The sequence below is a fragment of the Nitratireductor sp. XY-223 genome (assembly GCF_004959855.1).
Classification (GTDB): Bacteria; Pseudomonadota; Alphaproteobacteria; order Rhizobiales; family Rhizobiaceae; genus Hoeflea_A.
In genome coordinates, this window is the sequence record NZ_SPNT01000030.1 from 1 (window position 1) to 17,266 (window position 17,266).

Below are 17,266 nucleotides of genomic sequence, written 5' to 3' on the forward strand. Positions count from 1 at the left end.
CGCTGCTTCGCGGTGTCGACCGTGACGGTGTGGAGCGCGGCCAGGTTCTTTGCAAGCCGGGTTCTGTTACGCCGCACACGAAGTTCAAGGCCGAGGCCTACATCCTGACGAAGGAAGAGGGCGGCCGTCACACGCCGTTCTTCACCAACTACCGTCCGCAGTTCTATTTCCGCACGACGGACGTGACGGGTGTTGTGACGCTTCCGGAAGGCACCGAGATGGTGATGCCGGGCGACAATGTGACGGTTGACGTCGAGCTGATCGTGCCGATCGCGATGGAAGAGAAGCTTCGCTTCGCCATCCGCGAAGGCGGCCGCACCGTCGGCGCTGGCATCGTCGCTAGCATCACGGAGTGATGCGGCGCGATGCCGAAAGCTGCCGACGCACTTAAAGTGGGCAAAGGACGCGCAAGCGCGCTTTGCCGCGGCGCCGGCATCGTCGCAAGCATCACGGAGTGATGCGGCGCGAAGCCGAAAGCTGCCGACGCACTTAAAATGGGCAATGGGGGCGCAGGCGCGCTTTGCCACGGCGCCGGCATCGTCGCAAGCATCACGGAGTGATGCGGCGCCAAGCCGAAGGCCTCTAATTTCAAACTTTGGGATGCGCCGGGGAACCGGCGCATTCTTATTTGCGGTAAGGTTCGGGCTTTCTGTTGCCGCGGTTGAATATTGTTCAGCCAAGCTTCACTTGCCGCTTGAACCGGATCGGAAATGCGGATAAACCGCGACACGGCCTTTTAGGGGTATAGCTCAGTTGGTAGAGCGACGGTCTCCAAAACCGTAGGTCGGGAGTTCGAGCCTCTCTGCCCCTGCCATTTCCGGAAGGTCCAGGCGTCGGATCGGGCGGTTTTCGTCAGCGGATCCGAGACGGAAACTGGTGAAGGAAATGCTCTCCTGTTGCCCTCGCAAATCCGGCGGACGGGATTGGTGAGCAAAACGGCGGGGCTCGGCCGGTCTTGATTTGGCCGCAATGGCTCACCAATTATTGAAATAATTCCACACAAACCCCTTGTGATTTTGGGAATCGCCGATTAATAAGGGAAAAAACAGACACGCGGCGCGTGGGGCTGACCGGCCCTGTTTACGCGCCGTAAATGCGTGAGCGGCTCATGGCATCAAAAACCAATCCATTTACGTTTCTGCAGCAAGTGCGCGCTGAAACGTCGAAAGTGACATGGCCTTCGCGGCGGGAGACGATGATCTCCACGCTGATGGTGCTTGTCATGGTTGTCCTGGCAGCAACGTTTTTCTTTGCGGCCGATCAGCTTCTGGGCTGGCTTGTTGGGCTGGTCCTGAATGTTGGCAGCTAGTGCGGGCAGGAGAATTTAATGGCAGCGCGTTGGTACATTGTCCACGCATACTCGAATTTTGAAAAGAAGGTCGCCGAATCCATCGAGGAGCAGGCGCGCGCCAAGGGGCTGGATCACCTCTTTGAGAAAATTCTTGTGCCGACGGAGAAAGTGGTCGAGGTGCGCCGCGGCCGCAAGGTCGATTCCGAGCGCAAGTTCTTTCCGGGCTATGTGATGGTGCGGGCCGATCTGACCGACGAGGCCTATCACCTGATCAAGAACACGCCCAAGGTCACCGGCTTTCTGGGTTCGGACAACAAGCCGGTCCCGATCCCCGATTCGGAAGCCGAGGCGATCCTCACGCAGATCCAGGAGGGGGTCGACCGGCCGAAGCCGTCCATCTCCTTCGAGATCGGCGAGCAGATCCGGGTGTCCGACGGGCCGTTCGCCTCGTTCTCCGGCACCGTGCAGGAAGTGGACGAGGAGCGCTCGCGCCTCAAGGTGGAGGTGTCCATCTTCGGACGCGCCACACCGGTCGAACTGGAATACGGTCAGGTCGAAAAGGTCTGACCGCTGGCAGGGAAACCTGCACCCCGCGTGGGAGGTGTACGAGGCAAAGCCGGCCTCGGATACCGGACCACGCAACCGCAGCCGCCGGAATTCCGGCAACGGTCCGCGTGACGTTTGACAACGATCCGGGCCGCAAACATGAGCCGGGCCGCCTTGGCGGTCCCAGTATGTAAGGGCAGAGAGAGAAATGGCTAAGAAAGTTGCAGGTCAGCTCAAGCTGCAGGTCCCGGCAGGCGCCGCCAATCCGTCGCCGCCGATCGGTCCCGCACTTGGTCAGCGTGGCATCAACATCATGGAATTCTGCAAGGCCTTCAATGCGGCCACGCAGGAAATGGAACGCAATGCGCCCATTCCGTGCCTCATCACCTACTACCAGGACAAGTCCTTCACCTTCACGATGAAGCAGCCGCCTGTCAGCTACTACCTGAAGAAGGAAGCCAAGCTGAAATCGGGTTCCACCGAGCCAGGCCGCACGGTAGCCGGTTCCGTCAGCAAGGCGCAGGTCCGCACCATCGCGGAAGCGAAGATGCAGGACCTCAACGCGGCCGATGTCGAAGGTGCAATGAGAATGGTCGAGGGCTCCGCCCGCTCCATGGGTCTGGAAGTGACGGAGTAGAACGATGGGCAAGATCGCAAAACGTGTTCAGAAGATCCGTGACGGCCTTGAGCCGACGAAACTCTACGACCTGACCGAGGCCGTGTCGCTCGTCAAGGAGCGCGCGACTGCCAAGTTCGACGAGACGATTGAAGTCGCCATGAACCTCGGCGTCGATCCGCGCCACGCCGACCAGATGGTCCGCGGCGTCGTGAATCTGCCGAACGGAACCGGTCGCTCGGTTCGCGTCGCCGTGTTCGCCCGCGATGCCAAGGCGGATGAGGCCAAGGCTGCTGGCGCCGATATCGTCGGCGCGGAGGAACTGGTGGAAAAGGTGCAGGGCGGTCAGATCGACTTCGACCGTTGCATCGCGACGCCGGACATGATGCCGCTCGTCGGCCGCCTCGGCAAGGTGCTCGGTCCGCGCGGCATGATGCCGAACCCCAAGGTCGGAACGGTGACTGCAGACATTACCGCGGCCGTCAACGCCTCGAAGGGCGGTGCGGTTGAGTTTCGCGTCGAAAAGGCCGGCATCGTCCATGCCGGCGTGGGCAAGGCTTCGTTCGAGCCGAAAGCCATTGAAGAGAATATCCGCGCCTTTACCGATGCGGTCATGAAGGCAAAGCCCAGCGGCGCCAAGGGCAACTACGTCAAGCGCGTTGCCATTTCGTCGACCATGGGCGCCGGCGTGAAGATTGATCCGGCGAGCCTGGCTTCGGCCTAGCTGTCGAAAAAGACCGGCAGAGCGCCGGTCCAAACAGTTTTTCGGCCTTCGGGCCGGAAAATCCGGGCCTTAAAACCCGGAACTCCTGTCCGAGATTGCGGGTGGTTTTCCTTAATCACTTGGCCCGCATGAGACGGGTAAGATCCGAAATTCATGCGCCTCGCGCAATGCAGTTCGGTTCGAACCTTCTTTGCCTTGCGTCGGCAAGCTGCCGGCTCGAGGGGACAGGATCCTCAAGCGTCGCTTGCGGGTCGCAAATGGCCCTGGGTGGCAAGGCAAAACCCGACAGGTGTCCGCAAGGGACCTGTCAACTGGAGAGTGGCAGTGGAAAGAGCGGAAAAACGCGAATTCGTCGCGGCACTGAGCGAGGTCTTCAAGTCCTCGGGCTCTATTGTCGTGGCCCACTATGCTGGTCTTTCGGTTGCGCAGATGAGCGATCTTCGCTCGCGTATGCGTGAAGCCGGAGGCACGGTCAAAGTCGCGAAGAACCGCCTGGCCAAAATTGCTCTTCAGGGCACGGAGTCGGAAGGGATCTCAAGTCTCTTCCAGGGACAGACCGTCATCGCCTACAGCGATGATCCTGTCACCGCTCCGAAGGTCGCAGTCGAGTTCTCCAAGATCAACGAAAACCTCGTGGTCCTTGGCGGAGCGATGGGTGCGACCGAGCTCGATGCAGACGGTGTGAAGGCGCTTGCCTCGCTGCCGTCCATCGATGAGCTGCGTGCGAAGATTGTCGGCATGATCAACACGCCGGCAACGCGCATAGCTCAGGTTGTAGGCGCACCGGCAGGTCAGCTTGCCCGCGTCGTCAATGCTTATGCCCAGAAGGACGAAGCCGCTTAGGCGGAACTTCGCTGTTCAGAACCAGTTCGAACCGAACGTGTAAGGAAACCAAACTATGGCTGATCTTGCTAAGATCGTTGAAGACCTTTCAAACCTGACTGTCCTGGAAGCCGCTGAGCTGTCCAAGATGCTCGAAGAACACTGGGGCGTTTCTGCCGCGGCACCGGTTGCCGTTGCAGCAGCCGCAGCCGGTGGTGGCGATGCCGCTGCTGCCGAGGAAAAGGACGAGTTTGACGTCATTCTTGCCGCCGCAGGCGACAAGAAGATCAACGTCATCAAGGAAGTCCGCGGCATCACGGGCCTTGGCCTCAAGGAAGCCAAGGACCTCGTCGAAAGCGCACCGAAAGCTGTCAAGGAAGGTGTTGCCAAGGCCGAGGCCGAGGAAATCAAGACCAAGCTCGAGGAAGCAGGCGCAAGCGTCGAGCTCAAATAAACGGTTTTACCGTTACGGGGCGGGGCCGTATTGCGGCTCCGCCTTCGGCGATTCTGAATGCCGGACCGATTACCCAAGAGCCTGAAAACGGCTCTTGGGTAATGGGTTCTCAAAAACCCGATATTCGAAGCCCCCTGGCCAGAGGCTTCGTCATTTGCAGGCCCGGATGCAAGCACAAGGAGCGACGATGGCTCAGACCCTTTCGTTTAACGGTCGCAGGCGCGTACGCAAGTTTTTTGGAAAAATACCCGAGGTTGCAGAGATGCCGAACCTGATTGAGGTTCAAAAGGCATCCTATGACCAGTTCTTGATGATAGACGAACCGGAAGGCGGGCGTCCCGACGAGGGGCTGCAGGCGGTCTTCAAGTCCGTCTTCCCGATTTCCGATTTTTCCGGCGCATCGATGCTGGAATTCGTCTCCTACGAGTTCGAACCGCCGAAGTTCGACGTCGAGGAGTGCCGGCAGCGTGACCTGACCTACGCGGCGCCGCTGAAGGTGACCCTGCGTCTGATCGTCTTCGATATCGACGAGGATACCGGCGCCAAGTCCATCAAGGACATCAAGGAGCAGAACGTCTATATGGGCGACATGCCACTGATGACGGACAACGGCACGTTCATCGTCAACGGCACCGAGCGCGTCATCGTCTCGCAGATGCACCGTTCGCCCGGCGTGTTCTTCGATCACGACAAGGGCAAGAGCCATTCTTCCGGCAAGCTACTGTTTGCCGCGCGCGTCATTCCCTACCGCGGTTCCTGGCTCGACATCGAGTTCGACGCCAAGGACATCGTCCATGCGCGCATCGACCGCCGCCGCAAGATCCCCGTGACCTCGCTGCTCATGGCGCTGGGCATGGACGGCGAGGAGATCCTCGACACCTTCTACAGCCATTCGACCTATACGCGAAAGGGCGACGGCTGGCGCATTCCGTTCCAGCCGGACGTCCTTAAGGGCACCAAGGCGGTTACGGACCTGATCAATGCCGACACGGGCAAGGTCATTGCCGAGGCCGGCAAGAAGCTGACGCCGCGCTTCCTCAAGCAACTCGGCGATAAGGGCGTCAAGGCACTGAAGTGCACCGACGAGGACCTTTACGGCACCTATCTGGCCCGCGACATGGTCAACATGGAAACCGGCGAGATCTATCTCGAAGCCGGCGACGAACTGGACGAGAAGACGCTGCCGATTCTGATCGAGGCCGGGTTCAAGGAAATCCCGATCCTCGACATCGACCATGTCAATGTCGGCGGCTACATTCGCAACACGCTGTCCGCGGACAAGAACGAGAGCCGCCAGGACGCGCTTTTCGACATCTACCGGGTCATGCGCCCAGGCGAGCCGCCGACCATGGAATCGGCCGAGGCGATGTTCAATTCGCTGTTCTTCGATCCGGAGCGCTACGACCTTTCGTCCGTCGGCCGCGTCAAGATGAACATGCGTCTCGATCTCGATGCGGAAGATACCGTCCGCGTCCTGCGCAAGGAGGACATCCTTGCGGTCGTCAAGACGCTGGTCGAACTGCGCGACGGCAAGGGCGAGATCGACGACATCGACAACCTCGGCAACCGACGCGTCCGCTCGGTCGGCGAGCTGATGGAAAACCAGTACCGCCTGGGTCTGCTGCGCATGGAGCGCGCCATCAAGGAGCGCATGTCGTCCATCGAGATCGACACCGTCATGCCGCAGGACCTGATCAACGCCAAGCCGGCGGCCGCCGCCGTGCGCGAATTCTTCGGCTCGTCGCAGCTGTCGCAGTTCATGGACCAGGTCAATCCGCTGTCGGAGATCACCCACAAGCGGCGTCTTTCGGCGCTCGGGCCGGGCGGCCTGACGCGTGAGCGCGCCGGCTTCGAGGTGCGCGACGTGCACCCGACCCATTACGGCCGCATCTGTCCGATCGAGACGCCGGAAGGCCCGAATATCGGGCTGATCAACTCGCTGGCGACCTTCGCCCGCGTCAACAAGTACGGCTTCATCGAAAGCCCGTACCGGCGCATCGTCGACGGCAAGGTCACCAACGAGGTGATGTACCTGTCGGCCATGGAGGAAGCCAAGTACCACGTGGCGCAGGCCAACGCGATCCTGAACAAGGACGGCTCCTTCGCCGACGAGTTCGTCGTCTGCCGTCACGCCGGTGACGTGATGCTTGCCCCGCGCGATTCCATCGACCTGATGGACGTCTCGCCGAAGCAGCTCGTCTCGGTCGCTGCGGCGCTTATTCCGTTCCTGGAGAACGACGACGCGAACCGCGCCCTGATGGGCTCCAACATGCAGCGTCAGGCGGTGCCGCTCGTGCGCGCCGAGGCACCCTATGTCGGCACCGGCATGGAGCCGGTCGTGGCCCGTGATTCCGGCGCCGCGATCGCCGCGCACAGGACCGGTGTCGTCGACCAGGTGGACGCGACGCGTATCGTCATCCGCGCCACCGAGGAACTCGATCCGTCGAAGTCCGGCGTCGACATCTACACGCTGCAGAAGTTCCAGCGTTCCAACCAGAACACCTGCATCAACCAGCGCCCGCTGGTGAATGTCGGCGACCAGATCCAGAAGGGCGACATCATCGCCGACGGTCCGTCCACGGATCTCGGTGACCTGGCGCTCGGCCGCAACGTGCTCGTCGCGTTCATGCCCTGGAACGGCTACAACTACGAGGATTCGATCCTCCTTTCCGAGCGCATCGTCCGCGACGACGTCTTCACCTCGATCCATATCGACGAATTCGAGGTCATGGCGCGCGACACCAAGCTCGGACCGGAGGAAATCACCCGCGATATTCCGAACGTCTCGGAAGAGGCGCTGAAGAACCTCGACGAGGCCGGCATTGTCTATATCGGCGCAGAGGTCGCCCCGGGCGATATCCTCGTCGGCAAGATCACGCCGAAGGGCGAGAGCCCGATGACGCCGGAGGAAAAACTCCTGCGCGCCATCTTCGGCGAGAAGGCGTCGGATGTACGCGATACGTCCATGCGCATGCCGCCCGGCACCTTCGGCACGGTCGTCGAGGTCCGCGTGTTCAACCGCCACGGCGTCGAGAAGGACGAACGTGCCATGGCGATCGAACGCGAGGAGATCGAGCGTCTTGCCAAGGACCGTGACGACGAACAGGCGATCCTCGACCGCAACGTCTACGGCCGTCTTTCCGACATGCTGTCGGGCAAAAAGGCCGTGGCCGGCCCCAAGGGCTTCAAGAAGGGCACAAAGCTCACCGCCGATCTGATGCAGGAATATCCCCGCTCGCAGTGGTGGATGTTCGCTGTCGAGAGCGAGAAGCTCCAGGGCGAGATCGAGGCGCTGCGCGCCCAGTACGACGAATCCAAGAAGCGGCTCGAGCAGCGTTTCATGGACAAGGTCGAGAAGGTCCAGCGCGGCGACGAGATGCCGCCCGGCGTCATGAAGATGGTCAAGGTCTTTGTCGCCGTTAAGCGCAAGGTGCAGCCCGGCGACAAGATGGCCGGCCGCCACGGCAACAAGGGCGTGATCTCCCGCATCGTGCCGATCGAGGACATGCCGTTCCTCGATGACGGTACCCATGTGGACATCGTGCTCAACCCGCTTGGCGTTCCGTCCCGCATGAATGTCGGCCAGATCCTGGAGACCCATCTGGGTTGGGCCTGCGCCGGCATGGGACAGCGCATCGGCGACATGCTCGACGCCTACAAGGACGGCGGCGACATCAAGAAGCTGCGCAAGACCATCGACGATGTCATCGGATCGGGTCCGAAGGGCGAGCCGATCTCCAAATATGACGATGACTCGATTGTCCGCCTTGCCGAGCAGACCAAGCGCGGCGTGTCCATCGCAACGCCCGTCTTCGACGGCGCCGTGGAAGCCGACGTCAACGAGATGCTGACCAAGGCGGGACTGAACGAGTCCGGCCAATCGACGCTCTACGACGGACGCACGGGCGAACCGTTCGACCGCCAGGTCACGGTCGGCTACATCTATATGCTGAAGCTGAACCACCTGGTCGACGACAAGATCCACGCCCGTTCGATCGGTCCGTACTCGCTCGTCACCCAGCAGCCGCTGGGCGGTAAGGCGCAGTTCGGCGGACAGCGTTTCGGTGAGATGGAGGTCTGGGCGCTCGAGGCCTACGGCGCCGCCTACACCTTGCAGGAGATGCTGACCGTCAAGTCCGACGACGTGGCCGGCCGCACCAAGGTCTACGAGGCGATTGTGCGCGGCGACGACACGTTCGAGGCCGGCATTCCGGAGAGCTTCAACGTTCTCGTCAAGGAAATGCGTTCGCTCGGTCTCAATGTCGAGTTGGAGAATACCCGGGTCGATCCGGAAATGGATCAGGATTCGGAGCAGCTGCCCGACGCAGCCGAATAACACGGCGCGGCGTGCCGGAAACGGCGCGCCGCACTCAGCGCGATTGCCGTTTGCGCTGAACCAACAAAGGCGGCGGAACGATTTGGACGGTGTGTGGCAAAGCAGGCAAGGCCGCACAACCGTCTGCAAAGGGGCCCAGCCCCACGAAGGAGACAGGCATGAACCAAGAGGTCATGAACCTTTTCAACCCGCAGACTCCGGTGCAGACCTTCGATTCCATCCGGATTTCGATAGCGTCTCCGGAGAAGATCCTCTCCTGGTCCTACGGCGAGATCAAAAAGCCGGAAACAATCAACTACCGTACGTTCAAGCCCGAGCGTGACGGCCTCTTCTGCGCGCGTATCTTCGGCCCGATAAAGGACTACGAATGTCTTTGCGGCAAGTACAAGCGCATGAAGTACAAGGGCATTATCTGCGAAAAATGCGGCGTCGAAGTTACACTTTCGCGGGTGCGCCGCGAGCGCATGGGCCACATCGAGCTCGCTGCGCCGGTGGCCCATATCTGGTTCCTGAAGTCGCTGCCGAGCCGCATCGGAACGTTGCTCGACATGACGCTGAAGGACATCGAGCGGGTTCTTTACTTCGAGAACTACATCGTCACGGAACCCGGCCTGACCTCGCTGAAGGAGAACCAGCTTCTTTCCGAGGAAGACTACATGCTCGCCGTCGACGAGTTCGGCGAGGACGCCTTCACCGCCATGATCGGCGCCGAGGCGATCTTCGAGCTGCTCGCTGCGATGGATCTCGAAAAGATCGCCGTTGACCTGCGTGACGAACTCGCCGCGACGTCCTCGGAGCTGAAGACCAAGAAGCTGATGAAGCGGCTGAAGCTGGTCGAGAACTTCATTGAATCCGGCAACCGCCCGGAATGGATGATCCTCAAGGTCGTCCCGGTCATCCCGCCGGACCTGCGTCCGCTGGTGCCGCTTGACGGCGGCCGTTTCGCGACCTCCGACCTCAATGACCTTTACCGCCGCGTCATCAACCGGAACAACCGTCTGAAGCGGCTGATCGAGTTGCGTGCGCCCGGTATCATCATCCGCAACGAAAAGCGCATGCTGCAGGAATCGGTCGATGCGCTGTTCGACAACGGCCGTCGCGGCCGGGTTATCACGGGCGCCAACAAGCGGCCGCTGAAATCCCTGTCCGACATGCTGAAGGGCAAGCAGGGACGTTTCCGTCAGAACCTGCTTGGCAAGCGCGTTGACTATTCGGGCCGTTCAGTCATCGTGACCGGTCCGGAACTGAAGCTGCACCAGTGCGGCCTGCCGAAAAAGATGGCACTTGAGCTGTTCAAGCCATTCATCTACGCGCGGCTCGACGCCAAGGGCTACTCGTCGACCGTCAAGCAGGCCAAGAAGCTGGTCGAAAAGGAAAAGCCGGAGGTCTGGGATATCCTCGACGAGGTGATCCGCGAGCACCCGGTGCTGCTGAACCGTGCGCCGACGCTGCACCGCCTCGGCATCCAGGCATTCGAGCCGACCCTCGTCGAGGGCAAGGCCATCCAGCTTCACCCGCTGGTCTGCACCGCCTTCAACGCCGACTTCGACGGCGACCAGATGGCGGTCCACGTGCCGCTGTCGCTGGAAGCCCAGCTCGAGGCGCGCGTGCTGATGATGTCCACGAACAACATCCTGCACCCGGCCAACGGCGCGCCGATCATCGTGCCGTCGCAGGACATGGTCCTGGGTCTCTATTATCTCTCGATCATGAACGAGAACGAGCCGGGCGAGGGCATGATCTTCGCCGATATGGGCGAGTTGCACCACGCGCTCGAAAACAAGGTCGTCACGCTGCACGCCAAGATCAAGGGCCGCTTCAAGACGGTGGACGAAGAGGGCAACGAAGTGTCCCTCATCCACGACACGACCCCCGGCCGCATGATCATCGGCGAATTGCTGCCGCGCAACGCCAATGTCCCGTTCGACATCTGCAACCAGGAAATGACCAAGAAGAACATCTCCAAGATGATCGACACGGTCTACCGTCACTGCGGTCAGAAAGAGACGGTCATCTTCTGCGACCGCATCATGCAGCTCGGCTTCGGCCATGCCTGCCGCGCCGGCATCTCGTTCGGCAAGGACGACATGGTGATCCCGGCCACCAAGTCCAAGATCGTCAGCGAGACCGAGATGCTCGTGAAGGAATACGAGCAGCAGTACAATGACGGTCTCATCACCCAGGGCGAGAAGTACAACAAGGTCGTTGACGCCTGGGGCAAAGCGACCGAGAAGGTCGCCGATGAAATGATGGGCCGCATCAAGGCGGTCGAGTTCGACGACGACGGTCGCCAGAAGCCGATGAACTCGATCTACATGATGAGCCACTCCGGTGCCCGCGGATCGCCCAACCAGATGCGCCAGCTCGGCGGTATGCGCGGCCTGATGGCCAAGCCGTCCGGCGAGATCATCGAAACGCCGATTACCTCGAACTTCAAGGAAGGCCTGACCGTGAACGAGTACTTCAACTCGACTCACGGCGCCCGCAAGGGCCTGGCCGACACCGCGCTGAAGACCGCGAACTCCGGCTATCTGACCCGTCGCCTCGTCGACGTCGCACAGGACTGTATCGTCACTCAGGCCGACTGCGGCACCGAGAACGGACTGACGATGACCGCCATCGTCGATGCCGGCCAGGTTGTCGCGTCGCTCGGCCAGCGCGTGCTGGGCCGCACGGCGCTTGAAGACGTTACCCATCCGCAAACGGGCGACGTGCTCGTTGCCGCCGGCAAGATGATCGAGGAAGCGGACATTGCCGCCATCGAGGCTGCCAACGTCCAGTCCATCAAGATCCGTTCGGCTCTGACCTGCGAAGTCCAGAGCGGCATCTGCGGCACCTGCTACGGTCGCGATCTTGCCCGCGGAACGCCGGTCAATATCGGTGAGGCCGTCGGTGTCATCGCCGCTCAGTCGATCGGCGAGCCGGGTACGCAGCTAACCATGCGCACCTTCCACCTCGGCGGCACCGCCACCGTGGTCGACCAGTCGTTCCTGGAAGCCTCCTATGAGGGCAAGGTCAAGATCAAGAACCGCAACATCCTGCGCAACTCCGAGGGCAATCTCGTCGCCATGGGCCGTTCCATGTCGATCCAGATCCTCGACGCCCAGGGCGTTGAGCGTTCGTCGCAGCGCGTTGCCTACGGTTCGCGCATCTTCGTCGACGATGGCGACAAGGTGAAGCGCGGCCAGCGCCTTGCCGAATGGGATCCCTATACCCGCCCGATGATGACCGAAGTGTCCGGCACGGTGGAGTTCGAGGATGTCGTCGACGGCGTCTCGGTCTCTGAATCGACCGACGAGACGACCGGCATCACCAAGCGCCAGGTCATCGACTGGCGTTCGACGCCGCGCGGCACGGATCTGAAACCCGCCATTGTCATCAAGGGCAAGGACGGCAAGGTCGCCAAGCTCGGCAGGGGCGGGGAGGCCCGTTTCATGCTGTCGGTGGACGCCATCCTGTCCGTCGAGCCGGGTTCGAAGGTCTCTGAGGGCGACGTGCTTGCGCGTGTCCCGATGGAGAGCGCGAAGACCAAGGACATCACCGGCGGTCTGCCGCGCGTTGCCGAGCTGTTCGAGGCGCGTCGTCCGAAGGACCACGCGATCATCGCCGAGATCGACGGCACGATCCGCTTCGGCCGCGACTACAAGAACAAGCGCCGCATCGTCATCGAGCCGCATGAGGACGGCGCCGAGCCGGTCGAGTACCTGATCCCGAAAGGCAAGCCCTTCCACCTTCAGGATGGCGACGCAATCGAGAAGGGTGACTACATCCTCGACGGCAATCCGGCACCCCACGACATCCTTGCCATCAAGGGCGTCGAGGCACTGGCATCCTATCTCGTCAACGAGATCCAGGAGGTCTACCGTCTGCAGGGCGTTGTCATCAACGACAAGCATATCGAGGTGATCGTCCGCCAGATGCTGCAGAAGGTGGAAATCACCGACTCCGGCGACTCGGCCTATATCGTCGGCGACAATGTCGACCGCATCGAGCTCGATATCGCCAACGAGCGCCTGGCCGAGGAAGGCAAGAAGCCGGCCGTCGGCGATCCGGTCCTGCTCGGCATCACCAAGGCATCGCTGCAGACCCCGTCCTTCATCTCGGCGGCTTCCTTCCAGGAAACCACCAAGGTGCTGACGGAAGCTGCGGTCGCAGGCAAGATGGATGCGCTCCAGGGCCTGAAGGAAAACGTCATCGTCGGCCGGCTGATCCCGGCGGGCACGGGCGGCGCGATGAACCAGATTCGCCGCATCGCCACGTCGCGCGACGACCTCATCCTGGAAGAGCGCAAGAAAAGCGCCGCCGAGGAGGCAGGTCCGATGCTCGCCGATCTTTCCGCCGAGGCCGAAAAGGCACCGGCAGGCGAGTAACGCCTACGGCATGTGAACAAAAAACCCGGCCAGTGGCCGGGTTTTATTTTGTCTGTGTTCGCCGGTTCAAAGCTGGATGATGGCGATCTCACCCTCCAGGGCGCCCTGGAACGCGGAGGCATGCGGTTCCTCGTCCGGCATGCCGTCCATGACCCCGATCTGATCGAGCTCGGCTTCCTCGTAGCCTTCCTCCGCCAGCGCATTGAGCGCGGTGCGCACCGCCGTATCGTCGTCAGGCGCGGTGAGCAGAATGTGAACGTCGATCGGCTCGCCGTCCTTCTGTTCAAACACGCGCCCGATGATGACGAAGACACTCCGGTCTTCATCGGCCTCTTGGTCCGTGGGAGTCATGTGGGAATTGCCTTTCGCGAACGGGTCAACTGATTCCCCGATTCCCGTTGGCGTAGACCGGGCAGGGGCTGTCGCCCTCTTGTGTACCCGCAGCGCGCGATGGGCAAGGAAAATCGGTGCGCAGACGGGCCGACCGGCCCTCATTTTGCCAAAACGCCGTCCTATATACTCTCAGGCCCACAATATTTCCCGGAACCACTTGACGACCCCCCGGCAAATAAGTATCTAGCGGCCACCAGAGCCGATGTGGGGCTGGCTGGTTCGGGATGACTCGTCCTGAAGTTCGCTCCAGACACGGTTCTTACTGCACGTTGATAAAAATGCTGCATGCACGACACGATGACAGCGTGTCCTCTGCGATTTTGGGGCAAGCCGCCAATGGCGGGTTTGCCCATTTGCGCATGGATATTACGTGCAGGGAGCGCCCGCGAGGGCATATGCAAGGTTTTGTTTAAAAGGAAGGTTGAATGCCTACCGTAAACCAGCTGATCCGCAAGCCGCGCCAGGCGCCGGTTAAGCGAAACAAGGTTCCGGCTCTCGAGGCCAACCCGCAAAAACGCGGCGTGTGTACCCGCGTCTACACGACGACCCCGAAGAAGCCGAACTCGGCTCTGCGGAAGGTCGCAAAGATTCGCCTGACCAACGGCTTTGAGGTCATCGGCTACATTCCCGGTGAGGGCCACAACCTTCAGGAACACTCCGTGGTGATGATCCGCGGCGGTCGCGTGAAGGACCTTCCGGGTGTGCGCTATCACATTATTCGCGGCGTTCTCGATACGCAGGGCGTCAAGGACCGCAAACAGCGTCGCTCGAAATACGGCGCCAAACGTCCGAAGTAAGCAAACAGTTCGGATCGTGGCGCAGGGGCGTCTCGCATCCGACGGCAGTTGAGAGACTAGAGCATGTCCCGACGTCACAGAGCAGAAAAACGCGAGATCAACCCGGATCCCAAATTCGGCGACCTGGTGATCACCAAATTCATGAACGCCATCATGCTGGACGGCAAGAAGTCCGTCGCGGAGAGCATTGTCTATGGCGCGTTCGACGTGATCGAAGAAAAGACCAAGCAGGAGCCGGTCGGCACCTTCCACTCCGCGCTCGACAATGTCGCGCCGCAGGTCGAGGTCCGCTCCCGCCGCGTCGGCGGCGCCACCTACCAGGTGCCGGTCGATGTCCGCCCGGAGCGCCGTCAGGCCCTGGCCATCCGCTGGCTGATCAGCGCTGCACGCAGCCGCAACGAGTCGACCATGATCGAGCGCCTGTCCGGCGAACTCATGGATGCGGCCAACAATCGCGGCAGCGCGGTCAAAAAGCGTGAGGACACGCACAAGATGGCCGACGCGAACCGCGCCTTCTCGCATTATCGCTGGTAACCGGTCGCACACGACATTTGCACTGAAAGGCACTGAAATGGCCCGCGAATACGCAATCGAAGACTACCGAAACTTCGGCATCATGGCGCATATCGACGCCGGTAAGACGACGACGACCGAGCGCATCCTGTATTATACCGGAAAGTCGCACAAGATCGGCGAAGTGCACGACGGTGCGGCCACCATGGACTGGATGGAGCAGGAGCAGGAGCGTGGCATCACGATCACCTCGGCCGCGACCACCACGTTCTGGAAGGGCCGTGACGGCAACATGCGCCGCTTCAACATCATCGACACGCCCGGACACGTCGACTTCACCATCGAGGTCGAGCGTTCGCTCCGCGTGCTTGACGGTGCCGTGGCGCTGCTCGATGCCAATGCCGGCGTCGAGCCGCAGACCGAGACGGTCTGGCGCCAGGCCGACAAGTACAACGTTCCGCGCATGATCTTCTGCAACAAGATGGACAAGATCGGCGCCGACTTCTTCCGTTCGGTCGAGATGGTCGGCTCGCGCCTCGGTGCGACGCCGGTGGTCATGCAGCTTCCGATCGGCGCCGAAAGCGACTTCAAGGGTGTCGTCGATCTGATCGAGATGAACGCGCTTGTCTGGCGCGACGAGTCGCTCGGCGCCCAGTGGGATGTCGTTGAGATCCCGGACGACCTGAAGGACCAGGCCGAGGAATACCGCGAAAAGCTGATCGAGACGGTCGTCGAGATCGACGAAGCGGCGATGGAATCGTACCTGGAAGGCAACATGCCCTCCAACGACGAGATCCGCGCGCTCGTACGGCAGGGCACCATCAATGTCGACTTCTACCCGATGTTCTGCGGCAGTGCCTTCAAGAACAAGGGCGTCCAGCCGCTTCTCGACGCGGTTGTCGACTACCTGCCGAGCCCGGTCGATATCCCGGCCATCAAGGGCATCGACGTCAAGACCGACGAGGAAATCAGCCGCAAGGCCTCCGATGGCGAGCCGCTTTCCATGCTTGCCTTCAAGGTCATGAACGACCCGTTCGTCGGCTCGCTCACCTTCGCCCGTATCTATTCCGGCACCATCGAAAAAGGCTCGTCGGTCATGAATACGGTCAAGGAGAAACGCGAGCGCATCGGCCGCATGCTGCAGATGCACTCCAACAGCCGCGAGGACATCGACGTTGCCTATGCCGGCGATATCGTCGCGCTTGCCGGCCTGAAGGAAACCACCACGGGTGACACGCTCTGCGATCCGCTGAAGCCGGTTATCCTCGATCGCATGGAATTCCCCGAGCCGGTCATCCAGATCGCCATCGAGCCGAAGACCAAGGGCGACCAGGAGAAAATGGGCATTGCGCTCAACCGCTTGGCGGCCGAGGACCCGTCCTTCCGCGTCAAGTCGGACGAGGAATCGGGGCAGACCATCATCGCCGGAATGGGCGAGCTTCATCTCGACATTCTCGTCGACCGCATGAAGCGCGAATTCAAGGTCGAGGCCAATGTCGGCGCCCCGCAGGTCGCCTACCGCGAGACCATCACCCGCGAAGCCGAAGTGGACTACACCCACAAGAAACAGTCCGGCGGTTCGGGCCAGTTCGCCCGCGTCAAGATCATTTTCGAACCGAACCCCGAGGGCGAAGAGTTCGAATTCGTATCGAAGATCGTCGGCGGTGCCGTTCCGAAGGAATACATCCCGGGCGTCCAGAAGGGTATCGAAAGTGTACTTTCGTCCGGTCCGCTGGCCGGCTTCCCGATGCTCGGCGTCAAGGCGACCCTCATCGACGGCGCCTACCACGACGTCGACTCCTCGGTCCTGGCGTTCGAGATCGCTTCCCGCGCGGCCTTCCGCGAGGGTGCGCAGAAAGCCGGAGCCCAGCTGCTCGAGCCGATCATGAAGGTCGAGGTCGTCACGCCCGAGGAATATGTCGGTGACGTTATCGGCGACCTGAACTCGCGTCGCGGCCAGATCCAGGGCCAAGAAGTCCGCGGCATCGCGGTCGTCATCAACGCCCATGTGCCGCTGGCCAACATGTTCAAATACGTGGACAACCTGCGTTCGATGTCACAAGGCCGTGCCCAGTACTCGATGCAGTTCGACCACTACGCGCCGGTGCCGTCCAATGTGGCGCAGGAAATTCAGGAAAAATACGCCTGACCGCGGATTGAATAGAACACAGATCAAATTGTCCCTCTGAGGGGCCAGAAAACGGAGAGCCGAAAATGGCGAAAGGCAAATTTGAGAGAACGAAGCCGCATGTGAACATCGGCACGATTGGTCACGTTGACCATGGCAAGACGTCTTTGACGGCAGCGATCACGAAGTACTTTGGCGACTTCAAGGCGTATGACGAGATTGACGGCGCGCCGGAAGAAAAGGCCCGCGGCATCACCATTTCGACGGCCCATGTCG

The 17,266-nt window shown here is 61.2% G+C and carries 13 protein-coding genes, 1 tRNA gene and 1 pseudogene; 14 read left to right on the forward strand and 1 reads right to left on the reverse strand.

Going from position 1 to position 17,266, the window contains the following annotated elements; genetic code table 11:
* From E4M07_RS28255 to rpoC, 10 genes and pseudogenes are all read left to right on the forward strand, one after another.
* A pseudogene (locus tag E4M07_RS28255) lies at nt 1–356 on the forward strand (elongation factor Tu); the annotation flags it as partial.
* A 382-nt stretch (nt 357–738) separates the two neighbouring features.
* A tRNA-Trp gene (locus E4M07_RS28260) sits at nt 739–814 on the forward strand.
* A 294-nt stretch (nt 815–1,108) separates the two neighbouring features.
* On the forward strand, nt 1,109–1,309 hold the full coding sequence (gene secE, locus E4M07_RS28265) for a preprotein translocase subunit SecE (protein ID WP_136661765.1): 201 nt from the start codon (nt 1,109–1,111) through the stop codon (nt 1,307–1,309).
* Between the two features lie 18 nt (nt 1,310–1,327).
* On the forward strand, nt 1,328–1,858 hold the full coding sequence (nusG, locus tag E4M07_RS28270; RefSeq protein ID WP_136661766.1) for a transcription termination/antitermination protein NusG: 531 nt from the start codon (nt 1,328–1,330) through the stop codon (nt 1,856–1,858).
* A 187-nt stretch (nt 1,859–2,045) separates the two neighbouring features.
* A complete protein-coding gene (gene rplK / locus E4M07_RS28275; RefSeq protein WP_136661767.1) occupies nt 2,046–2,474 on the forward strand; it encodes a 50S ribosomal protein L11 in 429 nt (142 codons plus the stop codon).
* Between the two features lie 4 nt (nt 2,475–2,478).
* Nucleotides 2,479–3,177 (forward strand): 50S ribosomal protein L1, encoded by a 699-nt coding sequence (gene rplA, locus E4M07_RS28280; protein ID WP_136661768.1) that lies wholly within the window; start codon nt 2,479–2,481, stop codon nt 3,175–3,177.
* A 324-nt stretch (nt 3,178–3,501) separates the two neighbouring features.
* Complete coding sequence (gene rplJ / locus E4M07_RS28285; RefSeq protein WP_136661769.1) at nt 3,502–4,020, forward strand: 50S ribosomal protein L10; 519 nt, start codon at nt 3,502–3,504, stop codon at nt 4,018–4,020.
* A gap of 55 nt (nt 4,021–4,075) precedes the next feature.
* Nucleotides 4,076–4,453, forward strand: coding sequence for a 50S ribosomal protein L7/L12 (rplL, locus tag E4M07_RS28290; RefSeq protein WP_136661770.1), 378 nt, complete (start codon nt 4,076–4,078; stop codon nt 4,451–4,453).
* 187 nt (nt 4,454–4,640) lie between these two features.
* Nucleotides 4,641–8,789, forward strand: a complete 4,149-nt coding sequence (gene rpoB / locus E4M07_RS28295) for a DNA-directed RNA polymerase subunit beta (RefSeq protein ID WP_136661771.1) — start codon at nt 4,641–4,643, stop codon at nt 8,787–8,789.
* A 158-nt stretch (nt 8,790–8,947) separates the two neighbouring features.
* Nucleotides 8,948–13,159 carry a DNA-directed RNA polymerase subunit beta' gene (gene rpoC / locus E4M07_RS28300; RefSeq protein WP_136661772.1) on the forward strand — a complete coding sequence of 1,404 codons (4,212 nt, stop codon included), beginning with the start codon at nt 8,948–8,950 and terminating at the stop codon, nt 13,157–13,159.
* Nucleotides 13,160–13,225: 66 nt separating this feature from the next.
* On the opposite strand, the gene E4M07_RS28305 is transcribed toward rpoC, so the two are convergent.
* Nucleotides 13,226–13,510 (reverse strand): transcriptional regulator, encoded by a 285-nt coding sequence (locus E4M07_RS28305; protein WP_136661773.1) that lies wholly within the window; start codon nt 13,508–13,510, stop codon nt 13,226–13,228.
* 467 nt (nt 13,511–13,977) lie between these two features.
* On the opposite strand from E4M07_RS28305, the gene rpsL reads away from it, so the two are divergent.
* The 4 genes from rpsL to E4M07_RS28325 form a co-directional block, all read left to right on the forward strand.
* On the forward strand, nt 13,978–14,349 hold the full coding sequence (gene rpsL, locus E4M07_RS28310) for a 30S ribosomal protein S12 (RefSeq protein WP_136661774.1): 372 nt from the start codon (nt 13,978–13,980) through the stop codon (nt 14,347–14,349).
* A 63-nt stretch (nt 14,350–14,412) separates the two neighbouring features.
* On the forward strand, nt 14,413–14,883 hold the full coding sequence (gene rpsG, locus E4M07_RS28315) for a 30S ribosomal protein S7 (RefSeq protein ID WP_136661775.1): 471 nt from the start codon (nt 14,413–14,415) through the stop codon (nt 14,881–14,883).
* 37 nt (nt 14,884–14,920) lie between these two features.
* Nucleotides 14,921–17,011 carry an elongation factor G gene (gene fusA / locus E4M07_RS28320; RefSeq protein WP_136661776.1) on the forward strand — a complete coding sequence of 697 codons (2,091 nt, stop codon included), beginning with the start codon at nt 14,921–14,923 and terminating at the stop codon, nt 17,009–17,011.
* A 65-nt stretch (nt 17,012–17,076) separates the two neighbouring features.
* On the forward strand, nt 17,077–17,266 hold a 190-nt coding region (locus E4M07_RS28325; RefSeq protein WP_246660652.1), incomplete at its 3' end, for a GTP-binding protein.